The organism is Dyadobacter sp. HNCC25DJ185 (assembly GCF_056895195.1).
In genome coordinates, this window is the sequence record NZ_JBXHAR010000001.1 from 796399 (window position 1) to 822797 (window position 26399).

Sequence of the window (26399 nt, forward strand, 5' to 3'; positions counted from 1 at the left end):
ATTTTATAGGGCTTTTTGCCCTGTTTTCAACCTTTTTCTGGCCCGGAGCTTGCCCATATCAATTCAGGCGAATCGTTTATTTTCCGGCCCCGGTACATCCGCATAAACCTTCTCTGCTCGGTAAAGCCATTGAGTTCAGCCCATTTCGTAGCCCCGGCGTTTTGTACTGGAATGTCAATATAGGTTTTCTTTCCCGGAAAATGGGCGGCAATGGTATCCAGCAGCTTACTTCCGGCATTGGAGGAAAAAGCGATCACTGGCCCGATCTGAATCGCATTTTTACCCGACCTGCAACCAGCATAGCCCGTAATCTGTTGGTTGTCAATGGAATAATAAAAGGGGTAAGGGCTGGCCTCTTTCAGTTTAAGGAGGAAAGCTTTGCGGTTGGTCAAGGAAACCTCGAAGTCAAGTCGGCCAATTGCTGAAGTGGTTGCTTCGTCCTGCAGGATCATCGCATTTTCATGCCCCGAGCCTCCGGTTGCGGGAGTACCGGAATAGCGGATCAATTCATATTCTGTATGAAAGCCGAGTTTCTGGTACAACGCCTGTCCCAGTGAAGTTGCATCCAGTCGGACGGTAAACATGCCCCGTTCGTCGCAGTATTGCAATGCGTGCAGCATCAATCTTTCGCCAATTCCCTTACCGCGCATGTTCTTGCTCACTAGCACCATGGCGATCCAGGCTATTTTGTCAAAACAGCACACCGTTGTCGTAGCAACCGGTATGTTGTCGACTTCCGCCACAAAGCACCCCGTCGGTTCCAATTGCATGGCCCGGATCCAGTCTTCGTCCAGCTGGTTCCATCCGGCTTCACTCACCAGGTACCTGCATAAAGGGAGGTTACTAAGTGTCATTTGCCGGATTTCGACCCGAAATTCCGGAGGTTGCTCTTTTGGGCTTTCTTGAATACTCATGGGTCCGATTCGTGCAAAACCTTCTTTGAGTTTCAAAAATACAAACTGTGACGCAAAACCAACTTCTACCACTTTTCCAGCAAGCCGGTCATATACAGATCAAAACCGCCTTTGCCACCGGGGCGGTCCGAGGAAAACAGCACCAGGCGATAGGAGAAACTGTTGAGTGAGGGAATAATTGGGCGATATTCGTTACTGCTGGAATTGATGCGGTCGCCGGCATTGACAGGGGCAGACCACTTTCCGTTTTCGTATCTGGCATAGTAAATATCCTGCCCGCCTTTTCCGCCCGGCCTGTCCGATACGAAAACCATCATATTATCCTGGAAATAGGGGCATTTATCGTCGTTCGGACTGGATAGTTCCTCTACTTTCTGTAGCTTGAATGTCTTCGGTTTTACGAGGCTCTCGACAGTAACCTGCTCGTTTTCTGTCCTTGGAATAGACAATTCATAAATGTCGAAGTTTCCATCCCGGTTGGAGCTAAAATAGATTTTGTCGCCCGACCTGGAAAAGCTGGGATATCCGTCGTCTTTTAAGGAATTAAGAAGATCAAATCTGAATGGCCCAGTGATTCCCGTGTTGTTACTGATGAGGTATTTAATCTGCATATTCCCCTCCGAGTCATCGGCATAAAATAGCATCACGTCGTTCACGTCGCCATAGGAATTGACATCGTATTTGAAGGACAACACTTTTGGCCCAAATACATTAAAATCACCGTTTGCCCGATTGGCAAGGGCATCGGTAATCGCAAAATCTCCGAGGTAACTCGTGTTTACCGTATTCTTACCATCTGATTTTTCCAATTCCAGGTGTTCGTTGTAAGTAAAAACGGCCGGAAAGTAGACGAGATTTAAAAACTCCTTTTTCGTTCGTTTGGAAGAGAAAATTAAATGCGTCTGCTCGGAGCGGTTTGAAGGCAATGCCATATTATAGTCGTCATCTTCAGAATTGAATTGAGTTAATGGGACAACCTGATCCAGAAATTTGCCGTTTCTGTTGCGGTTATCATTTTCTGGATTGTCAGATGAACAGCCATTAAAGATGAGCACGGTCGCAATGAGTAGTGGTTTTCGCACGGTAGATTGGTTTAGTGTATTTAAGTTTACTTGAAGGAAAAATCTTTGACAGCGCGCATTCACTATTGGTTGGAACACATCCCTCTGCAACATCGTGCCCGAAAAACGGGTACAGGGTTTGGAACGCAAAAATGAACGAATCATGATTCGGAACTATCTTAGGATCAGCTGGAGGAACATCAGGGGCGGAGGACTTTATTCGGCACTGAATATTGGAGGGCTTGCCATTGTGCTGGCTGTGAGCATGTTGTTGTTCTGGTGGGTTCATGACGAGCTTACCTATGATACCTTTCATGAAGACGCGGATCGCATTTATCGGATCAATTCGCATTTTGGCTCCGGCCCGGATGAAAATACGTTCGAATACAGCCCGGGCCCGCTCGCGGTCGCTGCAAGGAAATCGGTGCCTGGTATCGAAAACGCTGTCCGTGTGGAGGCTTACCCGTTCCGCACCATTCTTGTGAACGGCAAGACGTTTACCGAAAAAAGTGACCTGGGTTATATCGACGAACATTTTCTGGAAGTGTTCAACGGTTTCAAAATCATTCATGGAAATCGTTCAAAGCCTTTTCCAGCTTCAAATTCAATTATCCTTACGGCCGATCTGGCGAAGAAATATTTTGGCACCACCCTTGCAACCGGCAAAGTTTTGACGATTGTAGAAAACAATAAAACCTTTGTGGTCGGTGCGGTCATGGCGGATGTCCCTGATCGTTCGTCCTTACATTACAAAATGCTGTTCCCCATGAGCGTCCGGAAACAGGCGTTTATCGCAAATGGTCCATGGAAAACGATGGACGAGAACTGGGACGATTATAATTTTGAGATCTTTCTGAAACTTAACCGTGGTGTAAATCCCAAAAAGATCAATGCCAGTTTGACCGCAGTTAAAAATACAGTCCGGAAATTGAGTGAAGATGGTGCGGATTACCAGCTTCAGCCCTTCTCGCAGCTGCACCTCTACACGCCCGACGGGCGAAATTCCGGCGTCGAGCAGGTGAAGATGCTAGGCATCATAGCGATATTTTTATTGAGTATGGGCTGCATCAATTATGTGAACCTCACTACTGCGCGGGCAGCGAGAAGGAGCAAAGAAGTGGGAGTGCGGAAAGTGGTAGGTGCGGGCTCAGGCCAATTAGTCGGACAACTGCTGACGGAATCGCTAATGACTTTGTCCATGTCCCTGGTTCTGGCGGTTGTTTTGATCCAGGTTCTTTTGCCGTTTTATGGCAACATTACCGGGAAAACCGGACATTTTACGCTACTGGATAGGCAGGCGTGGCAGTTTTTGTCGGGTGCGCTGCTTTTCACTTTTATTCTGGCGGGCGTTTATCCTGCGGTGCTGATTTCGGGTTTTAATCCGGTCCTCGCCCTACGTGGCCGCTCGACCCGTGCCAGCGATGCGGGGTTGCGCAAGGGCCTTGTGGTTTTGCAGTTTGTATTGGCCACAGTGCTGATCAGCGGTACTTTGGTGATCAGCAGCCAGCTGCGGTTTATCCGCGAACGCGACTCCGGGCTGGACAGGGAGCACGTATTTACGTTCAATGCGGGAAAGTTTTCACAGCAATTTAAAGAGGAGCTTTCCCAGAGGTCTGACGTGATCAGTGTGAGTACTTCCAGCGATTCGCCGGTGAATGTTTTTGAGGCTACAAATGGGATCGACTGGGATGGTAAGGAAGCCAACCGCATGCTCATCATGGCGCAAATGAGTGTAGACCAGTCTTTTTTCAAAAATTTTGGCATCAAGCTGGCAGCGGGCCGAAATTTTGATGGAAGCCGTTCAGATTCAGTTCATTATATACTTAACGAAACGGCGGTGAAACAGGCAGGTATCACGAACCCGATCGGGAAGCGGTTCAAGTTGCAGCGCGAGGGCCGGATCATTGGCGTTGTGAAGGACTTCAACATTGCCAGTGTTCACGAACCGATCCGCCCATTGGTGCTATTCACCTCGGCGGAACGTAATAAGGTCGTCAGTGTGCGCACGACTGCGCAGTCGGAGCAAGAAGTTTTACGGGCTGCCGGGGTTTTATGGAAGCGTTTTACTCCGGAATATCCATTTGAATACACCTTCCTGGAAGAACAATACGACCGCTTTTACCACAATGAACAGAAAACCGCCCAGTTATTTAATTTCTTTTCGATTCTGGCGATCCTGATTTCCTGTCTGGGATTGCTCGGCCTGGTTGCTTATACCGCCGAACAACGTACCCGGGAAATCGGGATCAGGAAGGTGCTTGGAGCCAGTGTGATGAATATCAACGCTTTACTGTCCGGTGATTTCATGAAGCTGATAGTCATCGCTATTGTAATCGCATCGCCCATTACCTGGTTTGCCATGAATAAATGGCTGGATCAATTTGCTTACAAAATCAAGATTGACGGGCTGCTGTTTGTCAGCGCTGGCGTATTGTCCGCTGTAACTGCCTTGGCAACCATTAGTTTTCAAAGCATTAAGGCTGCCTTGACCAATCCCGTCAAGAACCTTAGTTAACTACTTTTAAGACAATCCATTGTGTTTTTTGTTTGGGGTCTTTTCCCTTTTCTTCTTCTTTTTTATAATTATTGTCGGAAATAACGACCAGCGTTTTTCGATCTGGTCCCCAGGTCATGCCTTCCAGATTGTCGATTTTCAGGTTTTTGACTGAGCTGAAATTAAAAACTTCTTGCTTAGGCAGTGGACGGAACGGGCCTGCACTATTCAACTGGCTCAATTCAGATAGGTTCACATTGGTACTTTCCCTGGAGATCCACGTTTCATATATTTTAACAAAAGCGGCCCCATTATAGCAGCGTTCAAGCATTAAAAAGCGGCCATTACCAGCATACAACATCTCGGAAATACCGTTTCCGATATCGCCGTCCACTTTGCCGTTTTCCTTTACACAAGAATTGATGTCCAGCTCATATGCATATTCGGCAATTGTTGTGCACTTGCCGCCCGGGCAGGTCATTAATTTCAGGCGGGCATACCGCCCGTCCTCGCTGATAGGCCATTCTGAGATCGTGCAAATCGTATCGTGGCCCGCAAATGCAAGGGACTCGTGCCCTCTGTTGCTGTTTTTGGAGGTGTATTCAAATGAAGGTGCTTCGATGGCCGTATTCTGTGCGTTGAGCCTGTTGATAGATCCCACTTCAAAGATATCACTGTTGGTCCTGGACGGTTCAGCATCCTTTTCTGTGATGACCCATAAATTTCCGGAGTCGAACCGAATGGCTTCGGCCTGGCTAAGCCTCTCTACAGGCTTTATTGTAATCGCGTTCTTGTTTTTGAACTGGGGAAAGGAGTCGGTTCTATTCCCGTCGATTTCGAAAAGATAACTTTGCCTGGGGCCTTTATTGCCATCGGTAATAAAATACCACTTATTCCTCTCCTGAACATACTCGATGCCCGATACACCGCCAAAATGCTCGTCAATGGCAATGTGGTCCATAAAGTGGGACTGATCATATTCCAGTTGTAGTGTCTGGGCCGGGATGCTGACTGAGGTCAGCAAAAACAAGAATAGCAATGCGTTGCGCATGGGAGAGGTAGGTTAAGTTCGCTTTCTCACTCAAGTAATGCTTTGCTTTCAATTACTAACCCGATTTAGTAAACGGTAAAAACATCGAGTTGAATGGAAATGATGCTTCCAACACAAGTTAGGTACCGGTGAATCAAATGTGCCGAAAGCTTACAACCATCAATCGGAAAATTGCATCAGTCACTCTGGCGACCAGATGATTCTTGCGATTTTTTTGGATAACGTACTGTTTTTTAAGAGAATCAGAATGATCGAACTCGCTTTGTCAAACCTTTTAAATATAACTTTTTATAATTTTTCCTACAATTAGTTCAACTAGCCATGAAGAAGATCAATTTAATGCTGGTGCCTGTTTTGCTGTCCCTGCTCGTATCCTGTAACAATGCCTCAGATCCCAATCCCGAACCGTTACCTGAGGACCCTCAGGATGTGACCTACATCGATCTGACAGGGAAGGAACTGAAGCAGAATGGCTATCTACCTTTCGATTTGAACAATGACGGCGTTAAGGATTTCCAATTTTCGACGATGTTAGTCGGTGATCCTTCTGAAAATGTCGACAAGGTATGGTTCTTTGTAGAGTCGGGACAATTCAGCAATCTGGCATTCAATAGCAGTGAATTATCTGCCCGGTTGTCAAAAGGAGAAGAAATTCCGGTCGAAAATTTCAAGGGCTTTAATTGGTACAACATCGGTTTCGGTGTGCTCGCTGAAAAGCGTATCGGAACCAATTCGGTAAGCTGGTATGGCGACTGGCGGGACGCTTCTCACCAATACCTGCCCGTTCAGATTATGAAAGATAACCAACGTTATACGGGTTGGTTTGAACTGAGCGTAGATACGAAAAATGAAAAGGTGATTTTCCACCGGGCGGCTATCCAGAACAAGCCTGAGAAATCCCTTAAAGCAGGCATATAGCAATGTCATCCACTTTGTCCGTGTAGCAGAAAGAAAACGCTTGAGGTGATGCGGCGAAAGAGGATCTTGCTCAAAAAAGTCCCCGGCCTTGAAGCCGGGGACTTTGAATTTGTAGTTAGATCTCCCTGATCCGGATGTTTTTAAACCAGACCTTTTCTTTTGCATTGTGGGTTTGCAATGCAATTTTGCCTTTGTGATGGGCAGTAGCATAGGGCCAGTCTTTGTATTTACTTTCGGCGACCTTCGCTTTCCAGGCCTCGCCGCCATATTCATAATCCGCAACCAGCTTGCCGTTCAGGTAGTGCTTGATGCGGTTATTTTTTACCACGATTCTGCCTGTATTCCAGCTTCCGGCCGGTTTGAAGGCAGTGGGGTCTGAGGGTGGGTTCATATCGTAATTCGCACCTGTCAATTGTACGGGTTTAAGGCCGATGTTCTTTCCGCTCTCGTCTTTTACGACGTAATTTTTATCGTCAATGATCTGATATTCAGGCCCGGAAAATACAGTTCGTTTGATCTCCGGTTTTTCAATAACCTTGTACAGGACGCCGCTATTGCTGCCCTCTGGGATTTTAAACGCAAACTCGAGCTCAAAATCTCCATATTCTTGGTCTGTTACCAAATCCCCGCCTGTTCCAAGAGCGGTCAGAACACCCTCCTCAATTGCCCAGCCGTCGGTGTTCGTCTGATTGTAGTTATGCCAGCCTTTCAGGCTTTTTCCGTCAAAAAGGGTAACCCATTTATCGGCAGCGGGCGATATCTTATTTTTGATAAAGCTCGAGCCGCCAACGAAGAGCAGTTCAAGTGCTATCCATTGGAGCGTTTTGGAATATTTCATTTTTGATGTTGTTGGTTGTTAGATTCAAAGAAAAATGCCGGGTGAATTTACCTTGTTATGTCCGGGCTTTCATTCAAGAGATATTTGGGAGACTGCCCTGCCAGCCCACGATGATTGTAAGTAAGCCAATTTTGACGAGGGCCAGGCTTTTTGCGCATGCGACTGGCAGATACGGTAGAAATCTCCGATCGGAGGTTTTATTGGATAGTTATTGCATTCCTAAATACCCAAATTCCTGCCGATGAAGCCGCTGGCCCAGAAAAGATGGTTCCGTATCATTCCCGTTGTATTTGTCACATATAGCCTTGCATATCTGGACAGGGCCAATTTTGGTTTTGCGGTGGCCGGAGGGATGGGGAAGGACCTGGACATTACTCCGAATACATCCACCTTACTCAGTTCGCTGTTCTTTCTGGGATATTTCTTTTTCCAGATTCCCGGCGCGCATTATGCGGCAACCCGAACTGCAAAAAAGCTGATTTTTATTTCCCTGATCCTCTGGGGCGCATTGGCTGCCGCCACCGGGATGGTCAATGATACAGCCACGCTTGTAGTCATCCGGTTTATGCTTGGAGTGGTAGAAAGCGCTGTGATGCCGGCCATGCTGATCCTTTTGAGTCAATGGTTTACCAAGGAGGAACGCTCACGCGCCAATACCTTCCTGATTCTTGGAAATCCGGTGACCGTGCTCTGGATGTCTGTACTCTCAGGCTACCTCATCGATTCGATGGGATGGCGCTGGATGTTCATTTTGCAAGGCGCCCCCGGGATCATCTGGGCATTCATCTGGTGGAAAGTGATCGACGAAAGGCCCATGAAGGCCAGCTGGCTTACCGAAGAAGAGAAAAATGCGGTCGAAAATAAGCTGCTCGAAGAGCAGGCTGGGATTAAACCGGTCAAAAATTACGCGGAGGCCTTTAAATCAACCAAGGTTATTTTACTGTGCCTTCAATATCTGCTTTGGAGCGTCGGTGTTTACGGCTTCGTGATGTGGCTGCCTTCCATTATCAAGGCAGCACCGAATATGAGTATGGTCAATACCGGCTGGCTGTCTGCGGTGCCTTATCTTTTTGCCGTGGTCGGGATGCTTGCTGCTTCTTATTTTTCGGATAAAACGGGGAACCGCAAGATTTTCGTCTGGCCGTTTTTGCTGATCGCCGCCATCTGCCTTTATGGGGCGGTATGGCTCGGGCCGGATAAGTTCTGGTTCGCTTATGCGCTTTTGGTGATCGCAGGAGGGGCACTTTATACCCCTTATGGACCATTTTTCGCTGCGATCGCGGAGATTCTGCCCAAAAACGTGGCCGGAGGGGCTATTGGGCTGATCAATAGTCTGGGCGCACTGGGGTCGTTTGCGGGGTCCTATCTGGTGGGTTACCTCAATACTGAAACAGGAAACTTCAATGCATCCTACATGTTGATGGCTGTCGCACTGGTATGTGCAACGGTGATCACCATCATGGTCATCCCCGGGCCCGGCCGGCCGCTTGCCAAACCTATGGAAGTCAAAAACTTCGACCACTAACCTTCATTTATTTCATCTTTACATCAGGATTACGGTTAATTTCGTGCGGATTTATCCTTTGTTTCCAAAATAACTAAACCCCAAGTGCATGAGAAGTTTGAAAGTGCCGGTATCTGCCGGTTACATTGCATTATTGTTTATTCCATTGATGACTGTCTTCGCCCGGGCACAGTCGTCTACAACCGCCCCTCCCCCCAAGTTTGAACTGAAAGACGGTGACCGCGTTGTTTTTCTGGGGAACTCCATTTTCGAAAATGATTTTCAGTATGGCTATCTGGAATTGGCTTTAACGACCCGTTTCGCGGACAAAGGGATTACTTTCCGTAACCTTGGCTGGACTGGCGACAATGTATGGGGAGAGGCCCGAAGTACCTACACCAATCCGCCCACTCCCTATCAGCATCTGATGGAGGATATCACCAAAGCGCAGCCTACTGTGGTTTTTCTGGCATACGGAGGGGTTGAAGCGCAGGACGGACGTCCCGGTATTCCTCATTTCAAAGACGGGTTGAACAAGCTGCTCGACAAATTAGATTCACTGGGCGCCAAAACGATCCTGCTATCAACCATCCCCGTCGTATCTGGCGACACGTCGCTACATATCAGCGACCGGAATGCAGACCTCGAACTCTATTCTACCGCGATATACCAGGTGGCGTCTTCGAGGAATAAGCAATATATAGATATCTACACGCCTGTTCTGAACACGAGCAAAAAGGAGACGATCATTGAAAACACCGTTCATTTGAACGAAACGGGATATTACTATCTGGCAACAATCCTCGAAAAAGCATTGGGATTAACTACGGAACTGGATCCTATAACGATCACTGTTTCAAAAGCCAATGCTCAGGCTGTCAATGCGAGGATTTTGACGCCGGATAAAGAGGGCGAAATTGCCAAATTTGTGATCGACGAGAAGTACCTGCCTTTGCCTTCGCCGCGTTCGGGGAGCTGGATCGTGGACAATGCCAGAGTCATCAAAATAGTAGGCCTGAAAAAGGGGTATTATAGCTTGATGTCTGATCACAACGAGGTGGTGAGCGCTTCTGCGGGGGAATGGGAAAAAGGAATTGATATAAAACAAGGCCCTCAATTCACAAAATCCCAGGAAGTACGGAACATGATCATCAAGAAAAATGAGCTCCATTTTTTCCAGTACCGCCCTTTGAACCAGACATACATCATTGGTTTCAGAAAATATGAGCAGGGACGCCACGTGAAGGGACTGGAAGAGCAAAACCTGCTGATCAAGTGGCTAGAGGGACAGATCATTCTTAACAGCGAGCCACAGGAAGTGGTGTATGAGCTGAGGAAATTGGAATGATACGCACCTCCTTATAATCGAAAGAAAACATAAAAAGCGCATAGCTAAGGGCTAAAAGCCAAAAGCCAAACATGAAAGCAACCAAGTTACTATATGGAGCGCTGCTCCTCCCAATCATACTCCTGTCCACCTCTTCCAGCAAAACGGACAAAGCCAAAGAGAATCAGGACCCTGACCCTCAAAAAGAACTCGCATCTTTTAAAGTGGCGGACGGTTTTGAGGTAACCCTTTTTGCGTCTGATCCCATGGTCGCCAAGCCGATCCAAATGAACTGGGATGCTGAAGGCCGTTTGTGGGTGGTCAGCAGTACGGTATATCCGCATTTGAAAACCGGAGAGTCGGCCAATGACAAGATCTTTGTGCTGGAAGATACCGATGGAGACGGCAATGCGGATAAGTCGACCGTTTTTGCGGAAGGGTTGATCCAGCCGACCGGGATTTTACCGGGAGATGGCGGTGTTTATGTCGCCAATTCAACCGAGATCCTGCATTTCTCAGATACGGATGGGGACGGTAAAGCAGATAAAAAACGTCGTGTCCTCAATGGTTTCGGCACGGGCGATACCCACCATTTGATCCACACATTCCGCTGGGGGCCAGAGGGCAGAATGTATTTTAACCAATCTATTTACATCTACAGCCACGTCGAAACACCGTTTGGGATCAGACGTCTCGAAGGTGGCGGTACCTGGGCGCTCAATACCCGGAACCTGGATATGGAGGTCTATCTGCGCGGGCTTGTCAATCCCTGGGGTATACAGTTCGATCGTTGGGGCCAATCCTTCCTGACCGATGGGGCTGGCGGAGAAGGGATCAATTATGGTTTTCCGGGGGCGACTTTTGTAACCGCGCCGGGGGCTGCGCGCATCATGAGGGGATTAAATCCTGGCCAGCCCAAGCATAGTGGACTGGATGTTGTTTCGGGGCGGCATTTGCCGGATGCATGGCAGGGAAGGATGATTACCAATGATTTTAGGGCAAACCGTATCAATAGTTTTAGACTGGAAGAGCAAGGGGCCGGTTACGCTTCCAAGCAAGCCGAAGACCTGATGTGGACAGACAACGTAGCATTCCGTCCGGTAGACATCAATGTGGGTCCCGATGGCGCGATTTACGTTGCCGACTGGTACAACCCGATTATTCAGCATGGTGAGGTAGATTTTTATGACCCTCGCCGCGACCAGCAGCACGGGCGCATCTGGCGTATTGTGGCGAAAAACCGGCCGTTGGTCAAAAAGCCGCAATTGGCCAAAGCCACTGTTACCGAGTTATTGGAATCGCTGAAAGCACCCGAAGAATGGACACGCCTCCAGGCCAAGCAGACTCTGAAAGCGAGAGGTGCCAAAGAAGTAGTCCCTGCCCTGCAGAAATGGGTGCAGGCTTTGGATAAAAATGCGACGGATTACGAACACAATCTACTGGAAGCGCTATGGATGTACCAGACCCTGGAAACCATCAACGAGCCAATCCTTGTGAGCCTTCTGAATGCAAAGAGCCACAATGCCCGCGCCGCCGCATTGCGCGCGCTTGAATTATGGTATACCAGGATTTCGGGCGTACCGGCATTACTGGCGAAAGCTGTGAAGGATGAACACGCGCAGGTGAGGCTTGAGGCTGTGATCGCGCTGAGAAAAACCAAGACCGCCGACGCGGCGAAAGCGGCGCTTTCGGTACTGGATGCGCAAATGGATGAGTTTCTGGATTTTGCCTTATGGCAAACCGTCCGCGAGCTTGAACCCGCCTGGCTGGCAAAGCTGAAGTCGGAGCCCACATTCCTGGGTGATGCGAAGAAGACGGCGTATGCGCTGAAATCTGCGACAAGTGCAGATGCAGCGACCTTACTGGTACAACTGTATCAAAAAGGGCAGATACCCGAAGAATATCAAAAAGATGTACTGACTTCCATTGCCGCCAGCGGTAAGCCTGGCGATCTGGCCATGTTATTGGATCTCGCCTTAAAAAACAAGGATAAAGACACGCCTGCTCAGCTGTCGGCTTTGGAAGATGCGGCCCGGCAGAGAAATGTGAAGCCGGATAAAAATGCCGAGCAGATTGCCAGCTTCATCGAAAGCGACGACGAAGCAGTCAGTCTTGCAGCGATCCGTCTGGCAGGATTATGGAAACTGGATCAGCTCAACGCCAAACTCACCGAGTTGATCCGGCAAGGCACACCTGAAACGAAAAAGGCAGCCCTGGGTGCCCTCGCGGCAATTGATAAAATTAAAGCGCAGCAATTGATGCTGGATCTGGCCGGCCCGAAAAATACGCCGGAGGTGCGCGTAATTGCGGCCGGGCAGCTTGCTGTGGTCGATCCAAAAGCCGCGGCGGATGTCGCCGGCGGACTGATGCGCACATTGCCTGCCGGGACGGATTTCACCGAATTGTTTGTAGCGTTCATTTCTACTAACCCGGGATCTGCGGCGCTGGGCGAGGCAATTGCTGCTAAAAAGATACCGGAAGCCGTCGCCAAAACGGGTAGGCAGCTGGTCCGGTCACGTGCGGGATGGACGCGATTGGGTATCGATGAAATCAAAACCCTTGTCAATGCGCTGGAAGCCTCGGGCGGGTCTTTACCCACTCAGAAAATGCCGCAGGACCTGAATGACGACCAAATTGCAGGACTTGCCAAATTGGTACGCGAAAAGGGTGACCCCGCCAAAGGGGAGCTGATTTTCAGGAGGGCAGAATCGAGCTGTACTACCTGCCACGCGATAGGAGGGGCAGGCGGACTGATTGGGCCGGACCTCAGCAGCCTGGGAACCAGTTCGCCAGCCGAGACGATCATTCGCTCTATTCTCTATCCAAGTGCCTCAATCAAGGAGGGTTATGAATTGAAGCGCGTCGTAAAAAAAGACGGTTCTGAACTGATGGGTTACCTCGCATCTGACGGTGCTTCGGAAGTGGTGATACGGGATGTGACTGGCAAAGAGGTTTCCATTCCGAAGAGCCAGGTGCAGGTGATGGAAAAAGTCCCAGGCTCGCTGATGCCCCCCGGACTTACCGCGAGCCTGGATCAGACTGAGTTTATTAACCTGGTTGGCTTTTTGACCAAATTGGGAGAGTCGGGCGATTTCCGGGTTCCTAACACAAGGTTTGTACGCCGCTGGGAAACAACACCGACAGACATTAACCTGACATTCAAAACCAAGCCTGATGTGCTGGTTGTTACAAGAAAGGATAAATCGAAAGTGGCCTGGCAATCCGTGTACAGCAAGGTTTCCGGAGAACTGCCGCTGGATGAATTGCCCGAAGTCACCTCTGCTACAAACAAGCATTATAACGTCGTCCGGTTTGAGATCGAAGTACTTACAAAAGGTAATGTGTCCCTTGCATTAAATATGTCCGATGGTATTACCGCTTACACTGATTCAAAAACCCTGAAAATAGCAGATGGAAATATCGTTACGGATCTGCCGCAGGGTATCCATAGCGTTACGGTACTGATTGAGAAAGGCGTTGTGAAGGCCGGAGGATTGAAGGTGGAATTGAAAGATGTTGCAGGCGGCGCGCAGACCAGGCTGAAAATGGGAAGGTAATACGTCCGAAAATTAGCAATTAGTCTAAGCAATTTCCGCAAGGAAACAATAAAACCGGGCCCTATGGCTCCGGTTTTATTGTTTTCAAGCCTTCCAGAATCTCAGCCGTTTTAGCATTTCAGAAATGAGCTCCGGATTGTTTTGATAAAAAATGTTGGTTCTAACGAGATATTCAATTTTTTCAGCTGCTTCCGGACGTGAAATGATTTGCATTTCCACGAGCTGGTCAACGATCCAAAGCATTCCATGATACTCTATTCCATGTCGCCCGGCATATTTTCGAACGACTTTATCGCTGCTGACGACAATCGCACCGAGTTTCTGCGCAAGGAACAAAACAGTTTTATCTGCTTCTGACAATGCAGCCGGAAAACGGGTTCGGCGAATATGAAGCCTTTCCGATTCATGTATAGAGTGGATCTTGAACTTACCCGTATTTACGTAGTTCGAAAGCACCTGCTTTTGCTCTTCAAACAATTCGTTGACCACATCCACCGAACTATGTATCTCGCAGTTCAGGCAAAAGAAAGAGTCGACCAGATCCAGATCACGCAAACCAATAAAGATACAGGCATCTGTTACCGCAATCTTCATGCAAATGAATTGCTCAGGCTATGAAATTCCGCTAGCTTCATGTTCTTCAGAGCAGCAGCTTTGGTGAGCGATATTTGCTCTTCTGCGATACCTCTGAAAAGTAGCTGGTCAAACCGATTAGATTTCTCGATACCCTCATAAGCAACAGGTTCCTGGGTTCTCCAGCCCATATCTTTCATCATGTTCAGGAATTGCCTGGTGAAATGTTCACTGGTGATCTCACATTCCAATGCTCGCCGAACAATGGCTTGCACGGACATTCCATAGCGCTTTTTGATATTCCCCAGTTCCTGAAGAGAAAGCCGGTTCCTGTTTCCACCCAATTCCTGCTTCAAAGTTTCTTCTGGCATCAGCATCGCCCCCGCAAACTGATGACAAAGCGTTTCCTTTCGACTGTCGGTCAAATTACCGAATTCCAAAAGTAAGTGTGCCAATTCATGAAGTAATGTAAAACGGATTCTATCAGCTTTTCCTGCCAGGTTCTGATTAAAAGCGATGATAGGAATAACTCCATTAGCCCAGGTTTGCATCCCATTGAAATTAGTATCCGCATCAATTTCGACAACCTTGATAAACTTGTCTTCCAGAAACGCTGCAACATTATAAACGGGGTCCTTTCCCATTTCCCACTTTTCTCTCAAAAGCCTTGCGGCATCATTAGCGTGCTGATACTCGGTTACCAAACCAAACCCTGCCAGGGGATTAACAAATTTATTTTCCAGCCCCAGGATTTCTTCCAGTTCCAGATAACGCGAAAGATATTCCCTGGTTTGCTCAACAACCTTATTTTCTTCTTTCGCAGGAAGGCTCTTCAAACTTCTGTAAGCCAAATTGCCTATCTGAACTTTTGTTTCCCTGAAAAAATAATCAGGCCGAACATTCATCGCGTCGCTCAAAAGCCCTATTCTCTCGCTGTCAGGAGTGGCATTACCCTTTTCATATTTGTGCAAAGCCTGTTTCGTGATCTTATTTTCGAGCTTATTAGCAAGATCCTGCAACGACAGGCCACACTTTAACCGGGCTGATTTAAACCGGTCTGCGAATATCTGATTCATGACTATCGGGACTAATTTGAAACGATTGGTTGACAAAAATACAAATAAATTCAAATTTGTCAACCAATCGCCTAAAATATTCCCAGATCAGGCATGCGCAAAAGCGCCCGCGAAATCCTTCGCAAAGTCTTCCAGCTTATGTTTTCCCAAGGTCGCTGGACGGTTTTTCCAATAGTCTTCCTGCATGGTGCCATTGCGTAACGCCTGGCCCATTTCAAGGTAAAGCCGGGCGAAGCTCTCGTTCAGTCCCGCGCCGATCATTCCCTCGTAAGCTTGTTCATCCGTGAAAGTAACCCAGGGTATGTGGTCTTTTCCCGCCGCTGTTCCGAGTATGGAAGCGATTTCATTAGGATGTCTCTCGTCGCTGGAAATATAGGTAATGTTCCTGCCGGTCAACGGGTGCAGCAAATGTTCGGTAGCGACTTCGGCGATGTCGTCGGTATGGGTGAGGACCAGTTTCTCATCGGTATTTCCAAAATTGCTCCCCGCTATGCCCGCATGCCCGATCAGTCCTGCCTGGCTGTACAGGTTGTTAAAGAAGTAAGACGGGCGGAGGAAATCAAGGCTCAAATCGGGCAAGGTAAGTAATTGCTCTTCCAGGTAACCCAATGCATCGATGGGACCGGCACCTTTTCTCAGATGTGCCCCGATGCTGCTCAAAAGCACCACATGTTTGATCCCGCTGCCTTTCAGCGCTTCAAGGTAGTTGTCGGCCACTTCCAGCTGGAACCCGGCATAGTCCTTGATCGCGAAGCTGCTGGGGATCATCAGATAAGCTATTTCTGCGCCCTTGAAGGTGTTTTTGAGGAAGGTAACGTCAGTGGCCGAGCCGATGGCCGCCTGCGCGCCAAGCGCTTCTATTTCCGTTCTTTTGTCCGCGCTGCTGCTGATGACGGTCACTTCATGGCCGGCTTTTACCAGATTTTTGGTGACAGGCAAACTAATGTTTCCCAATGAACCTGTGATGATATATTTCATAGTTGTAAGTTGTTTTTTGTTGCCACAAAGCTATATTTGTACTTACTTTTAAACAAGTACTTACCCTAAAGTGTGTATCCATGACGAAGATCAAAGAAAGCTCGACTTATAATGCCAATCGCGAGATTGTGATGCAGGAATGCCCCGTTACCTATGTGATGAGCAAAATCGGCGGGCATTGGAAGCCGATCATTTTATACCACCTGCTTTCGGGCAGCAAACGCTATTCGGAAATCAAGAAGGCCATGCCGCATATCACCGAAAAAATGCTGATCCAGCATTTGAAACAATTGGAAAACGACAACCTGCTGATCCGCGAAGCGAGGCCGGTAGTGCCGCCTTATGTTACCTACACGCTGACGGAATCGGGGAGGGAATTGGAAATGGTGATCAATGCGATGGCAACCTGGGCTTTTAAGGACATGAAAAGAAATCGCGCATTGCATGCTTCCTGCTGATATATTTGCTTCAAATACCTGAACCTGCAACACATGCGTACCCTCCTTTTGATCGGGCTGCTTTTCAGTACAGTTTCCCGCGCTGGCGCCCAACCGCCAGCCACCCTTACTACTGACGGAGCCTGGTGCTGGTTCAGCGATCCCAGGGCGATTTATACCAAAGCTGGCACGGTAGTAACTGGCTGGGTTACCAAATCGGGCGATATCATGGCAGCTTCCCTGAATGCGCAAACCGGGGAAATCCAATCGAAAAGACTGTACTCGAAACTGGAAATCGACGATCACGACAATCCCGCTTTTCTGGAATTGCCCGATCACCGGATTTTGACCCAATATACCTGGCACGGCGGCAGCAGGGACGGAATGGGCGTCATCCAGAATACCACATCGGAGCCCGACAACATGACCAGCTTTTCGGATCCCATTGTCTTCAAACCGGAGACCGCGGAATTGCTGGAAAAATTCAAACGCGAGACCTTCACTTATGCTAATCCTTTCATGCTGAGTGCGGAAAATAACAAAATTTACAGTTTCGGACGGTGGGTTGGTTTCAAACCCAATTTCATGACATCGACAGACCATGGTAAAACCTGGTCGGACCCGAAAGTCGTGGTTACTTCCAAGAAGCTGGATACCAACAACCGGCCGTATGTGAAGTATTTTTCCGACGGTAAATCAAAGATCCATTTGATCTTCACGGACGGACATCCCAATGCGGAGTCACTGAATTCGGTCTATTATTGCTTTTATGAAAGAGGAGCGTTCTGGCGCGCCGACGGTTCGAAAATTGCGGATATTGACCAGCTTCCATTTAATCCGTCTGACGCTTCTATCGTTTATAAGGCCACTCCCGAAACCGGCAAAGCCTGGATATTCGATATAGCGATTGACAAAAAAGGGCATCCCGTGGTAGCCTATACGCGCTATCCCACCCATGAAAAGCACCAGTATTATTATGCTGCTTTCGATGGGAAGAAATGGCATGACCACCACATTATTGATTCCGGCAAATGGTTTCCGCAAACAAAGGACGGCGAAAAGGAGCGGGAGGAAAATTATTCCGGTGGTTTGACGATCGACCCTCTGGACCCACGCATCATTTACTTCGCCCACGAAATCAACAACGTCTTTGAGATTTCCAGAGGGGAAACCAAAGACGGCGGGAAAAACTGGCAGATTACGCCCGTTACACGGAATTCCCGGCTGGACAATGTCAGGCCTGTGGTGCCGAGATATAAAAAACGGGGTGACAAAAATGTGCTGCTCTGGATGCAGAATAAGAGATACGTGCATTATACCGACTACGATACCAGCATCATGTGGCGGGTTCTGGAGTAATGAACAAAAGTATATTCGGGGTATTTTATGTTTTAATATTAAATCAAATACATCCCATTCAACAAAACCCAATACCATTATGCGTACAAAAATACTGGCCCTGCTTCTCGTCGTGGTGAGTGCGGTTTCCTCTAATGCCCAGCAGTTCAAAGCATTGCTTTTTACCAAAACCGCCGGGTTCCATCACGTATCCATTCATGAGGGCGTCGACGGTGTCAGGAACCTGGCGGCGCGCCATAATTTTTCGGTCGACTGGCAGGAGAACGCGGATGTTTTTAACGACAAAAGCCTTGCGAACTATGCCGTCGTTATTTTCCTGAACACCACCGGCGATATCCTGAACGAAACCCAGCAGGCTGCATTGGAGAAGTACATCAAAAGCGGCAAAGGATGGGTAGGCATCCACTCGGCTGCGGATACCGAATACGATTGGCCATGGTACGGCAAAATGGTGGGTATGTATTTTAAAACCCACCCGGCGCAGCAAACCGCATTCCTGGATGTAAAAGACAGCAATTTCCCGGGCTTGGAACGTTTCCCCAAACGCATGCTCTGGACCGACGAATGGTATGAATACAAAAAACCATACAACGCCGATGACCTGAAAATCCTGATCACCTTAGACGAAAAGACTTACGACCCCAAAACCAATCAGGGTACGGGAATGGGAGCGGAGCATCCGATGTCGTGGTACCACAATTACGATGGAGGCCGCGCATTTTATACCGGCTTAGGACATATCGGCCTGGTTTATTCGGATCAGTCGTACCTCGATCATTTGTATGGAGGGATTTATTGGGCGGCTACCGGGAAAGGGTTGAAGTGAGTGAGAATATAATTTGTGAGCCGATGGATGTGCGGGTTTAGCGCGTTCATCGGCTGATTTTTTGTCTACGGTCGTGGATCGACGATCTTTCTGATCGTTTGCACCAATTGCATCCAGGCGTCCTCGGGGTTAGTCCATTTGGCCAGGGGCATCAAACGAGCTTCATCATTTTGAGGGAGGAACTGATAGTCCCGAAGCTGGCCCGATTTGGGCATGGTACTGATGGCTTCTGCCTCAGACCTTACGTCCGGATCGATCACATTCCAATGCGCCCAGTCGCAGTTTTTTAGCAATACGGGGATAATTTTGGCATTGCCCTTTCTCGCCTTCTCCAGGGCTGTCTTCATTTCCTTCTCGAAAATATAGGTGGAATTGATGAAGCTTTGGCTCAAAAGCAAAATGATGATATCCGCGCTTTCAAGTTTTCCCATTATTTTGTAGTCCCACTCGTCGCCTGCATTCAGATTTCCATCATGCCATAGTTCAATCAGTTTGTCCCGTTCCAGGTTGACCAGAAATTTCTGAACCTGGGCACGAAATGCAATATCATCGTGCGAATACGAAATGAATACACGTTTCATGGATATAAGTGGTTTAAGCGTGAAAGACTGAAGAGCAAAAATCGGGATTTCCCTGCTTCCTTTTTTTGCGATTTCCCGGGCCGAATCTCCGTCGCTAACTGGCTTTCTTGGAAATGCCGGGATTTTGCTTGGTCTGGTTTCTTCCGCCAACAATTCGTGAAACGAATTCAGATGCACGAAATCTTCATTGTTATTGGAAACATATAGATCTCCGGGCGCGCTTTGGAAAATCCGGTCCGTTAAAGCCCTTTGTTTTCGGAATTCCATGGATACTTTCTCATCTTTTGAAAGGTTAATGTTCACACGCTTTAAAGAGCCAAAATCTTCAAAATCAACAGGCTCTTCGTTCCAATACAAAACCATTATCGCATAATACAGATATTGCTTTTCCAATAACCCTAAGTCGCCGGCCGAGAGAATTTGTATTTCCAGGTTGTCAAAGTTTAATTGGATCAGCACCTTTTTTTGCCTGAAAGTAAAAAGCAGTTGATCCCGCCAGAAACGTTTCATATCCGGCATTTTTCCAAAGAAGCAGACCATTTGATTGATGAGGCCAAATGGAAGGAAATTCAAGAATTTAAGGATGAAAACCGGGGTTTGCACGCCGAAATTAAAAAGCGCAAAGTCCTTGTCCTGTTCTGCCAGAGGTAAATAATTTGGGATGATATATTCGGTCCCGTCTGGATTATGGCTATGCAGGAAGATTACCTTCTGCCATTGGAGCAATTTGATGATGTCCTGATCGAACCTGTCAAACAATTTCTCGGGGACAACCCCTTTATGGGCGGATACAAACTCCTTAGACAATATTTCGCGGTGGATATAACCCACCAACGCCTCCGGTTGTAGCCAGACTTTATCGGGTATCAGGCGGCGATAGTACAACAAAATGCCCTGCTCATGCAGATTTTCCAGCTCCTTTTCCCATATAAAAGTTTCACCAGCATCCGATTTATAGTCATTGATCAGCTTGTCGACGAACACCGCCTGATGGCCTTGCGTATCTTCCGGGAAGCCTAGTATCATTTCCAGGAATTTGACATACCACTCGTTTGCTGTGATGGTCCGCCGATATTTTTCAATAGCCTCTGCCAATGCCGCTGTAAAAAATAAGCGGGCCTGTTTATTCCTTTTTCTGATGAGCTTTGACCCAATTATCTTTTCTCCTTCTGCACTTAGTGACAAATGAAAGTCTTGCGACACGAGGCATTCTTCCAGGCCGTCGGGGCTAGCGTTGTACCTTTTCGGGTCGAGATCTGCGCGGGTCTGGACCAGGAACATTTCATCTTTTGGATTTGCGCTCTGTTCCCTCCCGGAAATCAGGGCTTCATTTTCTTCCAGATACAATTTCTGCCCCATCCAGTAGCGCAGGTTGTAATCACGGATGGGAAGACCATCGGAATCGAACCTGACCTGATTACGGTCCGAGCTAAGGTTCCAGACTTGGATTTGAAACGCACCCAGGCTCAGAAAGACCCGGTAAATACCGTGGTAATAGTCTTGTCCTCCAAAATCGAAAAAAATGGCTTCCGGGATCGGGTCATCGCCCTTCTCCCCCCAGTATTTTTCGATCTTAATGATATGGGTGCTGCTCGTTGTCTGCGCAAGCTTTCTTTTTTGAATAAAGTAAAGCAGGGACGATTTCCCACTGGCGTGATTGCCGAGCAGGAGTACTTTGGCAGGCAAAGTCACCTCTCTTTTTCGACCTTCTCCCTTAAGTTTGTTGAGTAGTATTAAAATATCCTCCCGGTAATCGTAGTATGAGTTATTTTCTAACTCATACATCCCAATGAAAGGGTTATCGCTAACAGAAAGAGAAAAATAGCCAGTCGTGTTTAAATGATTATTGAGAATGAGAAACTGATTGATATCGCTGATTTGATTGTTGCTCAACTCCAGTGTATGCAGGTTATTGAGCTTTTCCAGCGGTTTCAAATCGCTGATTTGATTGTAGCTCAAATACAGGCTCTGCAGGTTATTGAGCTTTTCCAGCGGTTTCAAATCGCTGATTTCATTGTAGGCCAAATACAGGCTCTGTAGGTTATTGAGCTTTTCCAGCGGTTTCAAATCGCTGATTGGATTGTTGCTCAACTCCAGTGTATGCAGGTTATTGAGCTTTTCCAGCGGTTTCAAATCGCTGATTTGATTGTAGCTCAAATACAGGCTCTGCAGGTTATTGAGCTTTTCCAGCGGTTTCAAATCGCTGATTTCATTGTAGGCCAAATACAGGCTCTGTAGGTTATTGAGCTTTTCCAGCGGTTTCAAATCGCTGATTGGATTGTTGCTCAACTCCAGTGTATGCAGGTTATTGAGCTTTTCCAGCGGTTTCAAATCGCTGATTTGATTGGATCTCAACTCCAGTGTATGCAGGTTATTGAGCTTTTCCAGCGTTTTCAAATCGCTGATTTGATTGTCGCTCAACTCCAGTGTATGCAGGCTATTGAGCTTTTCCAGCGGTTTCAAATCGCTGATTTGATTGTCGCTCAAATACAGGCTTTGCAGGTTATTGAGCTTTTCCAGCGTTTTCAAATCGCTGATTTGATTGTCGCTCAAATACAGGCTTTGCAGGTTATTGAGCTTTTCCAGCGGTTTCAAATCGCTGATTTCATTGTAGGTCAACTCCAGTGTATGCAGGTTATTGAGCTTTTCCAGCGGTTTCAAATCGCTGATTTGATTGTAGCTCAACTCCAGTGTATGCAGGCTATTGAGCTTTTCCAGCGGTTTCAAATCGCTGATTTGATTGGATTTCAACTTCAGTGTATGCAGGTAATTGAGCTTTTCCAGCGGTTTCAAATCGCTGATTTGATTGTAGCTCAAATACAGGCTCTGCAGGTTATTGAGCTTTTCCAGCGGTTTCAAATCGCTGATTTGATTGTAGTTCAAATCCAGTGTATGCAGGTTGTTGAGCTTTTCCAGCGGTTTCAAATCGCTGATTGGATTGTTGCTCAAATCCAGTGTATGCAGGTTATTGAGCTTTTCCAGCGGTTTCAAATCGCTGATTTGATTGTTGCTCAAATACAAAGTTTCGAGGCTATTGAGCTTTTCCAGCGGTTTCAAATCGCTGATTTGATTGGAGCTCAAATACAAAGTTTCGAGGCTATTGAGCTTTTCCAGCGGTTTCAAATCGCTGATTGGATTGGAGCTCAACTCGAGTGTTTGCAGGCTATTGAGCTTTTCCAGCGGTTTTAAATCGCTGATTGGATTGTAGCTCAAATACAAAGTTTCGAGGCTATTGAGCTTTTCCAGGTAGCTCAGGTCTTTGATTGCCCAACGACTGTTTTCGCTACCTGAAATGATTAATATTTTGAGATTTTCTAAGTTTCGTAGATGTGGATCGAGGCATTCTATTGTATTTTCGGAAGATGTGTTCTGGCTCCCGGTCCAATCGCCCTTTTCATAATCCCACCAGGTATTGCTCACCACCAACTCCTCCAGCCACACACATTCAAACAGCTCCGTTGGCAATTCACTCAGCCCGCACTTTCCGATATCCAGCCTTTTCGCACTTTCGTCCCCGCGCGTATGTGCGGCTTTATTTTCGGTAATCAGTTTCAGGGCGAGTTCGGACATGGAGCAGGGGTCAGCGTGTTTACATTTTCAATATATGGATTTTTGAGATTCACGGCAATGCGGCCGGGGACACATTATTTTACGGGTCAGGCATGGGGTCCGCATTTGAAAAGGTGCCATGGCCTTGTCGTCCGTGGCTTTTGGAATTTTGGATATGTTGCTATCTTTCTGAAACAAAAACCCTCCAATTAGCGGTAACACAACCTATTTGCCAGCCATGACCGAAAGACAAGCCGACAAGCTCCGAGAGAAAATCAAAGCCATTAAGGCGGCGTTGGCGGCGGATAAGCGGCGGTGGGCCGGGTTTTATGACGATAGCCGTGGCCTGCGCTACATGCCGCCGCAGTATTACATCAAGTTGGGCGACTTTGCCGGCGGGCTGAGGTACTTCAAATGGTTTCGCAAAAACTTCGCGGACGATGCCGGTTTTCCTGATTTTCTGTTTGAATGGACCATCATCCTTTTTGCGACCGGGAACATCAAAGACGCCGAAAAGAAGGCTTTTGAAACCTATACTTCCAATACTTATGTCTTCGACAAGTTCTTTGGAAGGCCCATTGTCCCGGTCGACAAATACGAAAATTCAAACCTTGATATCCCCGCATTTACGGAGTATTTCAACTATTCGGCCGTTCAGCCGGAACTAGCCGGTTTTGCGGGATGGCTGGAAGCATTTATCGAGACCGAAAGATTCGTGAAGGCCAGCGAAAAGTTTGTCGAGATCCAGAAAAAGCTGAATGTGGAGGAGGATAGCGAAACCCGCTTCTATCTGTTGCGTCAGGCGGAGCAGTTGCAGGAGCGATTTTAGACTGCGTTCTCAAAAACCTTGGCCAGACTTTTTCTGCTTCCATATCCTGAATCCCCCCAAAGCCCGGAACAAGTGAATAATCGCCAAAATCGCATGCATTTTTCTGTACATAATACTGAAAAATCAGTATTGCGTTGATTTGGATGTCGGGATACTTTAGGGGCTGATTTCTCAAGGCAAGCCTGTTTTCGGCACATGAGAAATGCAATGACATTTTCAGCTTGTTATGAGGATTCGAGTGATGTAATATTAAAATCTGAAGTTCTATGCGTAACGACCAATTTGAAAAGTGTATTAAGCTCTTAACCGGCGTCCTGGAGCAGGGCGATGGAATGGTTTACAGCGGTCAATCCCTTACTATTTTAATTGACCACTTTGCCTCAATAATTTCAAATCTGCCCGACAACGATTTGGACGCTGTACTTTCGCAGTGGGAGAACATGCTCGAAGATTTTAAAGAGCGGATTATAAACGAAGCTGCCGACCAGAAATCCTATACGTCTACCGATAATCGTCAGATATATCTGGTCACCGAAACGGTTGTAAGGAAGATCATTGACAAAATCAAAGACAGTTGCCCTCCTCCCCCAAAAGCTTAGCCATTTTTCCATGGAAGAAGACAATAAAATGTGGCAGGTACCCAAATCAATCGAATGGTATCTGGATGGAACCAAATGGCTGGTATCTGTTTCGTCGGGTATTTTGGTTTTCGGTTTCGGGTTTTTCGGAAATTCAGGTCCGGCCGAAATAATCGCATTTGGTGTTTCTGCTGCGATATTTGGTTTCAGCAGCCTGGCAGGGATAGCCACTTTTTTTTGGCTGACGTCCTATATCAACGAAAAAGAGGATTATCACCGTTGGCTGTTGACATTAAACCAACCTGGTCCGCAGGCCGCGGAAGCCGAGGCTACTTCGAAGGCGGAACAAGCGCTGTCAACAAATGCGGAAAGGGATGCCAAGCTTTCTAAATTAGAAAAGAAAATGCACGGGTGGTATTACGCTCTTTTAATCAGTTTCGTCTCAGGGTTGATCACGTTTGCTATTTTTGGCACCATAAAGCTGGTGAACACCGCGTCACAAGGTAAAATAAGTGACTCTGATTACACGGTAGTGCCGGTGAGCGAGGAAAACCACCGATTTTTTCTCCTCGAAAAGAAGAGCGGTGAACTCTGGGCCATTGACTACGATTCTTTGAAGCGCGTCAAATACGACAAGCTGGATATACCCAAAAAGGCAGTAAAATAGGCCGAAAACAGGTAAAAGCGGCCTACTTCTTCCTGAAATTCCTGATCCTGTGAAACGTCAGAAAATTGGCATCGTGGTTATTATGCGCGCCGCCAGCCCCGTCGTCAAACGCCGTGCGGGACAGGAAAATGATGTCCCGGCTCTCAAAAAGCCAGTCTACATATTGGAAACCGTGTTTGATGAGGTCGGGATGTTCCAGGAGCTTTTGGGTCAATGTCCACTTTTGCAAATCCGGCGAGCTGAATAAGCCCTGCGTATTCCGGATACTTGCCGGCGACTTGCCGGCATTCGCTGTTTTGACTTCGTCTGGGATATAGTTGGCAATGGTCCAGTAAAGCTTGGATTTAGGATCAAAGCGGATCGCGAATTTTTTGCTGCCACCCGGAAACGGGATAAAGTCCTTTGCCGCATCAAATGTGGCGGTTTTGCCATCCGCACTGATCCTTACAATGGCAGCTTTCTCTTCCAATGTGGAGCGGTCGTCCACACGCAGGATGTCCAATACCTGTCCTTCCGGCCCGATTACCGCGTTGCCTTCCAACCAGCCGCCAAAATGGCCGTCGAGGTAAGCAGAGTCGTAGCGCACGATATTGGATGAAGTCCAGTTGGCTGCGATCATGGGATCTGCATGCACAGGAATCGACATCATGAATGCGCTGTACCGTTTCCCCCATTGTTTCGGCGGGCCTCCGGCGTCTTCCATGGCGCGCCAGAGCTTGCCATGGTATTCGATAACCGGCACAGGCGCGCAATGGTATTCGCCTGCTTTCAATAAACCGTGCTCTGCGTCGGAAGGGCTGGTCCAGGTTGCGCCGCCGTCGGTTGATTTGCGTATGATGGTATTTCCGTGGTGGCGATTGGTGCCAAACAAGAACAGATTGCCCTGATGCACAAAGAGTTTTGACCAAAATTGCCCGTCGATCTCGGAGATCTGCTTCCAGCTTTTTCCTTTGTCCCTGGAAACAAAAACCCGCGACACCGCGCTGGTATGTTCCGTGGATTTTGGTCCAAAGAAGTCGTGCGAGGCCACATAATCGCCATTAGGCAGGACCGCAATACTGGGCGAGCCGATGTATTGGCCCGAGCTGGCGGGGCTGTAAGTGACAATGCTTCCCGGGACTTTTGAAAAATCAGGCGTCTGGGATTTGGCCTGAATAACTGAAATGAGGAAAACGGCCAGCGCAAAATGTTGTATCACGGGAAAGATTATTGAGCTTTGACAAAGGTTAACCCATCTTTAAGGCACATAGCAGTGTTGTATACTGATGAAAAGAGCTGTGAT

General features: G+C 47.7%; 20 protein-coding genes. 11 read left to right on the forward strand and 9 right to left on the reverse strand.

Features of this window, described 5'->3' with window-relative positions:
* Positions 1 to 26: 26 nt before the first annotated feature.
* On the reverse strand, positions 27 to 914 hold the full coding sequence (locus AC1XUF_RS03195) for a GNAT family N-acetyltransferase (protein ID WP_483340210.1): 888 nt from the start codon (positions 912 to 914) through the stop codon (positions 27 to 29).
* A 65-nt stretch (positions 915 to 979) separates the two neighbouring features.
* On the reverse strand, positions 980 to 1996 hold the full coding sequence (locus tag AC1XUF_RS03200) for a TolB family protein (RefSeq protein ID WP_483340211.1): 1017 nt from the start codon (positions 1994 to 1996) through the stop codon (positions 980 to 982).
* Between the two features lie 142 nt (positions 1997 to 2138).
* Here AC1XUF_RS03200 and AC1XUF_RS03205 point away from each other — a divergent pair, with 142 nt between their 5' ends.
* The gene (locus AC1XUF_RS03205) at positions 2139 to 4490 is read left to right on the forward strand and encodes an ABC transporter permease (protein ID WP_483340212.1); all 2352 of its coding nucleotides are present in this window, start codon (positions 2139 to 2141) and stop codon (positions 4488 to 4490) included.
* On the opposite strand, the gene AC1XUF_RS03210 is transcribed toward AC1XUF_RS03205, so the two are convergent.
* Entirely contained in the window at positions 4483 to 5520 is a 1038-nt protein-coding gene (locus AC1XUF_RS03210) for an esterase-like activity of phytase family protein (RefSeq protein WP_483340213.1), read from the reverse strand. The genes AC1XUF_RS03205 and AC1XUF_RS03210 overlap by 8 nt on opposite strands.
* A 321-nt stretch (positions 5521 to 5841) precedes the next feature.
* On the opposite strand from AC1XUF_RS03210, the gene AC1XUF_RS03215 reads away from it, so the two are divergent.
* Positions 5842 to 6438, forward strand: a complete 597-nt coding sequence (locus tag AC1XUF_RS03215) for a hypothetical protein (protein WP_483340214.1) — start codon at positions 5842 to 5844, stop codon at positions 6436 to 6438.
* A gap of 115 nt (positions 6439 to 6553) precedes the next feature.
* Here the strand turns inward: AC1XUF_RS03215 and AC1XUF_RS03220 are convergent, their stop codons facing one another.
* Entirely contained in the window at positions 6554 to 7276 is a 723-nt protein-coding gene (locus tag AC1XUF_RS03220) for a 3-keto-disaccharide hydrolase (protein WP_483340215.1), read from the reverse strand.
* A gap of 241 nt (positions 7277 to 7517) precedes the next feature.
* Between AC1XUF_RS03220 and AC1XUF_RS03225 the strand changes: the two genes are divergently transcribed.
* From AC1XUF_RS03225 to AC1XUF_RS03235, 3 genes are all read left to right on the forward strand, one after another.
* Entirely contained in the window at positions 7518 to 8801 is a 1284-nt protein-coding gene (locus AC1XUF_RS03225) for an MFS transporter (RefSeq protein WP_483340216.1), read from the forward strand.
* Between the two features lie 88 nt (positions 8802 to 8889).
* A complete protein-coding gene (locus AC1XUF_RS03230) occupies positions 8890 to 10128 on the forward strand; it encodes a GDSL-type esterase/lipase family protein (protein WP_483340217.1) in 1239 nt (412 codons plus the stop codon).
* A 71-nt stretch (positions 10129 to 10199) separates the two neighbouring features.
* On the forward strand, positions 10200 to 13664 hold the full coding sequence (locus AC1XUF_RS03235; protein WP_483340218.1) for a PVC-type heme-binding CxxCH protein: 3465 nt from the start codon (positions 10200 to 10202) through the stop codon (positions 13662 to 13664).
* An 84-nt stretch (positions 13665 to 13748) separates the two neighbouring features.
* Here AC1XUF_RS03235 and AC1XUF_RS03240 read toward each other — a convergent pair whose 3' ends face one another.
* The 3 genes from AC1XUF_RS03240 to AC1XUF_RS03250 form a co-directional block, all read right to left on the reverse strand.
* On the reverse strand, positions 13749 to 14258 hold the full coding sequence (locus tag AC1XUF_RS03240) for a PIN domain-containing protein (RefSeq protein ID WP_483340219.1): 510 nt from the start codon (positions 14256 to 14258) through the stop codon (positions 13749 to 13751).
* Complete coding sequence (locus AC1XUF_RS03245) at positions 14255 to 15313, reverse strand: helix-turn-helix domain-containing protein (RefSeq protein WP_483340220.1); 1059 nt, start codon at positions 15311 to 15313, stop codon at positions 14255 to 14257. Before AC1XUF_RS03245 ends, AC1XUF_RS03240 begins: the two co-directional genes overlap by 4 nt.
* Positions 15314 to 15400: 87 nt before the next feature.
* On the reverse strand, positions 15401 to 16291 hold the full coding sequence (locus tag AC1XUF_RS03250; RefSeq protein WP_483340221.1) for an NAD(P)H-binding protein: 891 nt from the start codon (positions 16289 to 16291) through the stop codon (positions 15401 to 15403).
* 80 nt (positions 16292 to 16371) lie between these two features.
* Between AC1XUF_RS03250 and AC1XUF_RS03255 the strand changes: the two genes are divergently transcribed.
* The 3 genes from AC1XUF_RS03255 to AC1XUF_RS03265 all read left to right on the forward strand — a co-directional run bounded on the left by AC1XUF_RS03255 (position 16372) and on the right by AC1XUF_RS03265 (position 18913).
* Positions 16372 to 16749: a winged helix-turn-helix transcriptional regulator gene (locus tag AC1XUF_RS03255; protein ID WP_483340222.1), complete on the forward strand. Its 378-nt coding sequence runs from the start codon at positions 16372 to 16374 to the stop codon at positions 16747 to 16749.
* 33 nt (positions 16750 to 16782) lie between these two features.
* Entirely contained in the window at positions 16783 to 18087 is a 1305-nt protein-coding gene (locus AC1XUF_RS03260) for a BNR-4 repeat-containing protein (protein ID WP_483340223.1), read from the forward strand.
* 79 nt (positions 18088 to 18166) lie between these two features.
* A complete protein-coding gene (locus AC1XUF_RS03265; RefSeq protein ID WP_483340224.1) occupies positions 18167 to 18913 on the forward strand; it encodes a ThuA domain-containing protein in 747 nt (248 codons plus the stop codon).
* A 65-nt stretch (positions 18914 to 18978) separates the two neighbouring features.
* On the opposite strand, the gene AC1XUF_RS03270 is transcribed toward AC1XUF_RS03265, so the two are convergent.
* Positions 18979 to 23064 (reverse strand): leucine-rich repeat domain-containing protein, encoded by a 4086-nt coding sequence (locus AC1XUF_RS03270; RefSeq protein ID WP_483340225.1) that lies wholly within the window; start codon positions 23062 to 23064, stop codon positions 18979 to 18981.
* 217 nt (positions 23065 to 23281) lie between these two features.
* Here AC1XUF_RS03270 and AC1XUF_RS03275 point away from each other — a divergent pair, with 217 nt between their 5' ends.
* The 3 genes from AC1XUF_RS03275 to AC1XUF_RS03285 all read left to right on the forward strand — a co-directional run bounded on the left by AC1XUF_RS03275 (position 23282) and on the right by AC1XUF_RS03285 (position 25117).
* Positions 23282 to 23872: a hypothetical protein gene (locus AC1XUF_RS03275; protein WP_483340226.1), complete on the forward strand. Its 591-nt coding sequence runs from the start codon at positions 23282 to 23284 to the stop codon at positions 23870 to 23872.
* A 266-nt stretch (positions 23873 to 24138) separates the two neighbouring features.
* Entirely contained in the window at positions 24139 to 24471 is a 333-nt protein-coding gene (locus AC1XUF_RS03280; protein WP_483340227.1) for a hypothetical protein, read from the forward strand.
* Between the two features lie 10 nt (positions 24472 to 24481).
* Positions 24482 to 25117, forward strand: a complete 636-nt coding sequence (locus tag AC1XUF_RS03285) for a hypothetical protein (RefSeq protein WP_483340228.1) — start codon at positions 24482 to 24484, stop codon at positions 25115 to 25117.
* Positions 25118 to 25139: 22 nt separating this feature from the next.
* Here the strand turns inward: AC1XUF_RS03285 and AC1XUF_RS03290 are convergent, their stop codons facing one another.
* On the reverse strand, positions 25140 to 26315 hold the full coding sequence (locus tag AC1XUF_RS03290) for an exo-alpha-sialidase (protein WP_483340229.1): 1176 nt from the start codon (positions 26313 to 26315) through the stop codon (positions 25140 to 25142).
* Between the last annotated feature and the right edge of the window lie 84 nt (positions 26316 to 26399).

Coding starts and splice junctions, on each gene's coding strand:
- AC1XUF_RS03195 (WP_483340210.1), bottom strand. CDS start 914: ATGAGTATTCAAGAAAGCCCAAAAGAGCAACCTCCGGAATTTCGGGTC.
- AC1XUF_RS03205 (WP_483340212.1), top strand. CDS start 2,139: ATGATTCGGAACTATCTTAGGATCAGCTGGAGGAACATCAGGGGCGGA.
- AC1XUF_RS03210 (WP_483340213.1), bottom strand. CDS start 5,520: ATGCGCAACGCATTGCTATTCTTGTTTTTGCTGACCTCAGTCAGCATC.
- AC1XUF_RS03215 (WP_483340214.1), top strand. CDS start 5,842: ATGAAGAAGATCAATTTAATGCTGGTGCCTGTTTTGCTGTCCCTGCTC.
- AC1XUF_RS03220 (WP_483340215.1), bottom strand. CDS start 7,276: ATGAAATATTCCAAAACGCTCCAATGGATAGCACTTGAACTGCTCTTC.
- AC1XUF_RS03225 (WP_483340216.1), top strand. CDS start 7,518: ATGAAGCCGCTGGCCCAGAAAAGATGGTTCCGTATCATTCCCGTTGTA.
- AC1XUF_RS03230 (WP_483340217.1), top strand. CDS start 8,890: ATGAGAAGTTTGAAAGTGCCGGTATCTGCCGGTTACATTGCATTATTG.
- AC1XUF_RS03235 (WP_483340218.1), top strand. CDS start 10,200: ATGAAAGCAACCAAGTTACTATATGGAGCGCTGCTCCTCCCAATCATA.
- AC1XUF_RS03240 (WP_483340219.1), bottom strand. CDS start 14,258: ATGAAGATTGCGGTAACAGATGCCTGTATCTTTATTGGTTTGCGTGAT.
- AC1XUF_RS03245 (WP_483340220.1), bottom strand. CDS start 15,313: ATGAATCAGATATTCGCAGACCGGTTTAAATCAGCCCGGTTAAAGTGT.
- AC1XUF_RS03250 (WP_483340221.1), bottom strand. CDS start 16,291: ATGAAATATATCATCACAGGTTCATTGGGAAACATTAGTTTGCCTGTC.
- AC1XUF_RS03255 (WP_483340222.1), top strand. CDS start 16,372: ATGACGAAGATCAAAGAAAGCTCGACTTATAATGCCAATCGCGAGATT.
- AC1XUF_RS03260 (WP_483340223.1), top strand. CDS start 16,783: ATGCGTACCCTCCTTTTGATCGGGCTGCTTTTCAGTACAGTTTCCCGC.
- AC1XUF_RS03265 (WP_483340224.1), top strand. CDS start 18,167: ATGCGTACAAAAATACTGGCCCTGCTTCTCGTCGTGGTGAGTGCGGTT.
- AC1XUF_RS03270 (WP_483340225.1), bottom strand. CDS start 23,064: ATGTCCGAACTCGCCCTGAAACTGATTACCGAAAATAAAGCCGCACAT.
- AC1XUF_RS03275 (WP_483340226.1), top strand. CDS start 23,282: ATGACCGAAAGACAAGCCGACAAGCTCCGAGAGAAAATCAAAGCCATT.
- AC1XUF_RS03280 (WP_483340227.1), top strand. CDS start 24,139: ATGCGTAACGACCAATTTGAAAAGTGTATTAAGCTCTTAACCGGCGTC.
- AC1XUF_RS03285 (WP_483340228.1), top strand. CDS start 24,482: ATGGAAGAAGACAATAAAATGTGGCAGGTACCCAAATCAATCGAATGG.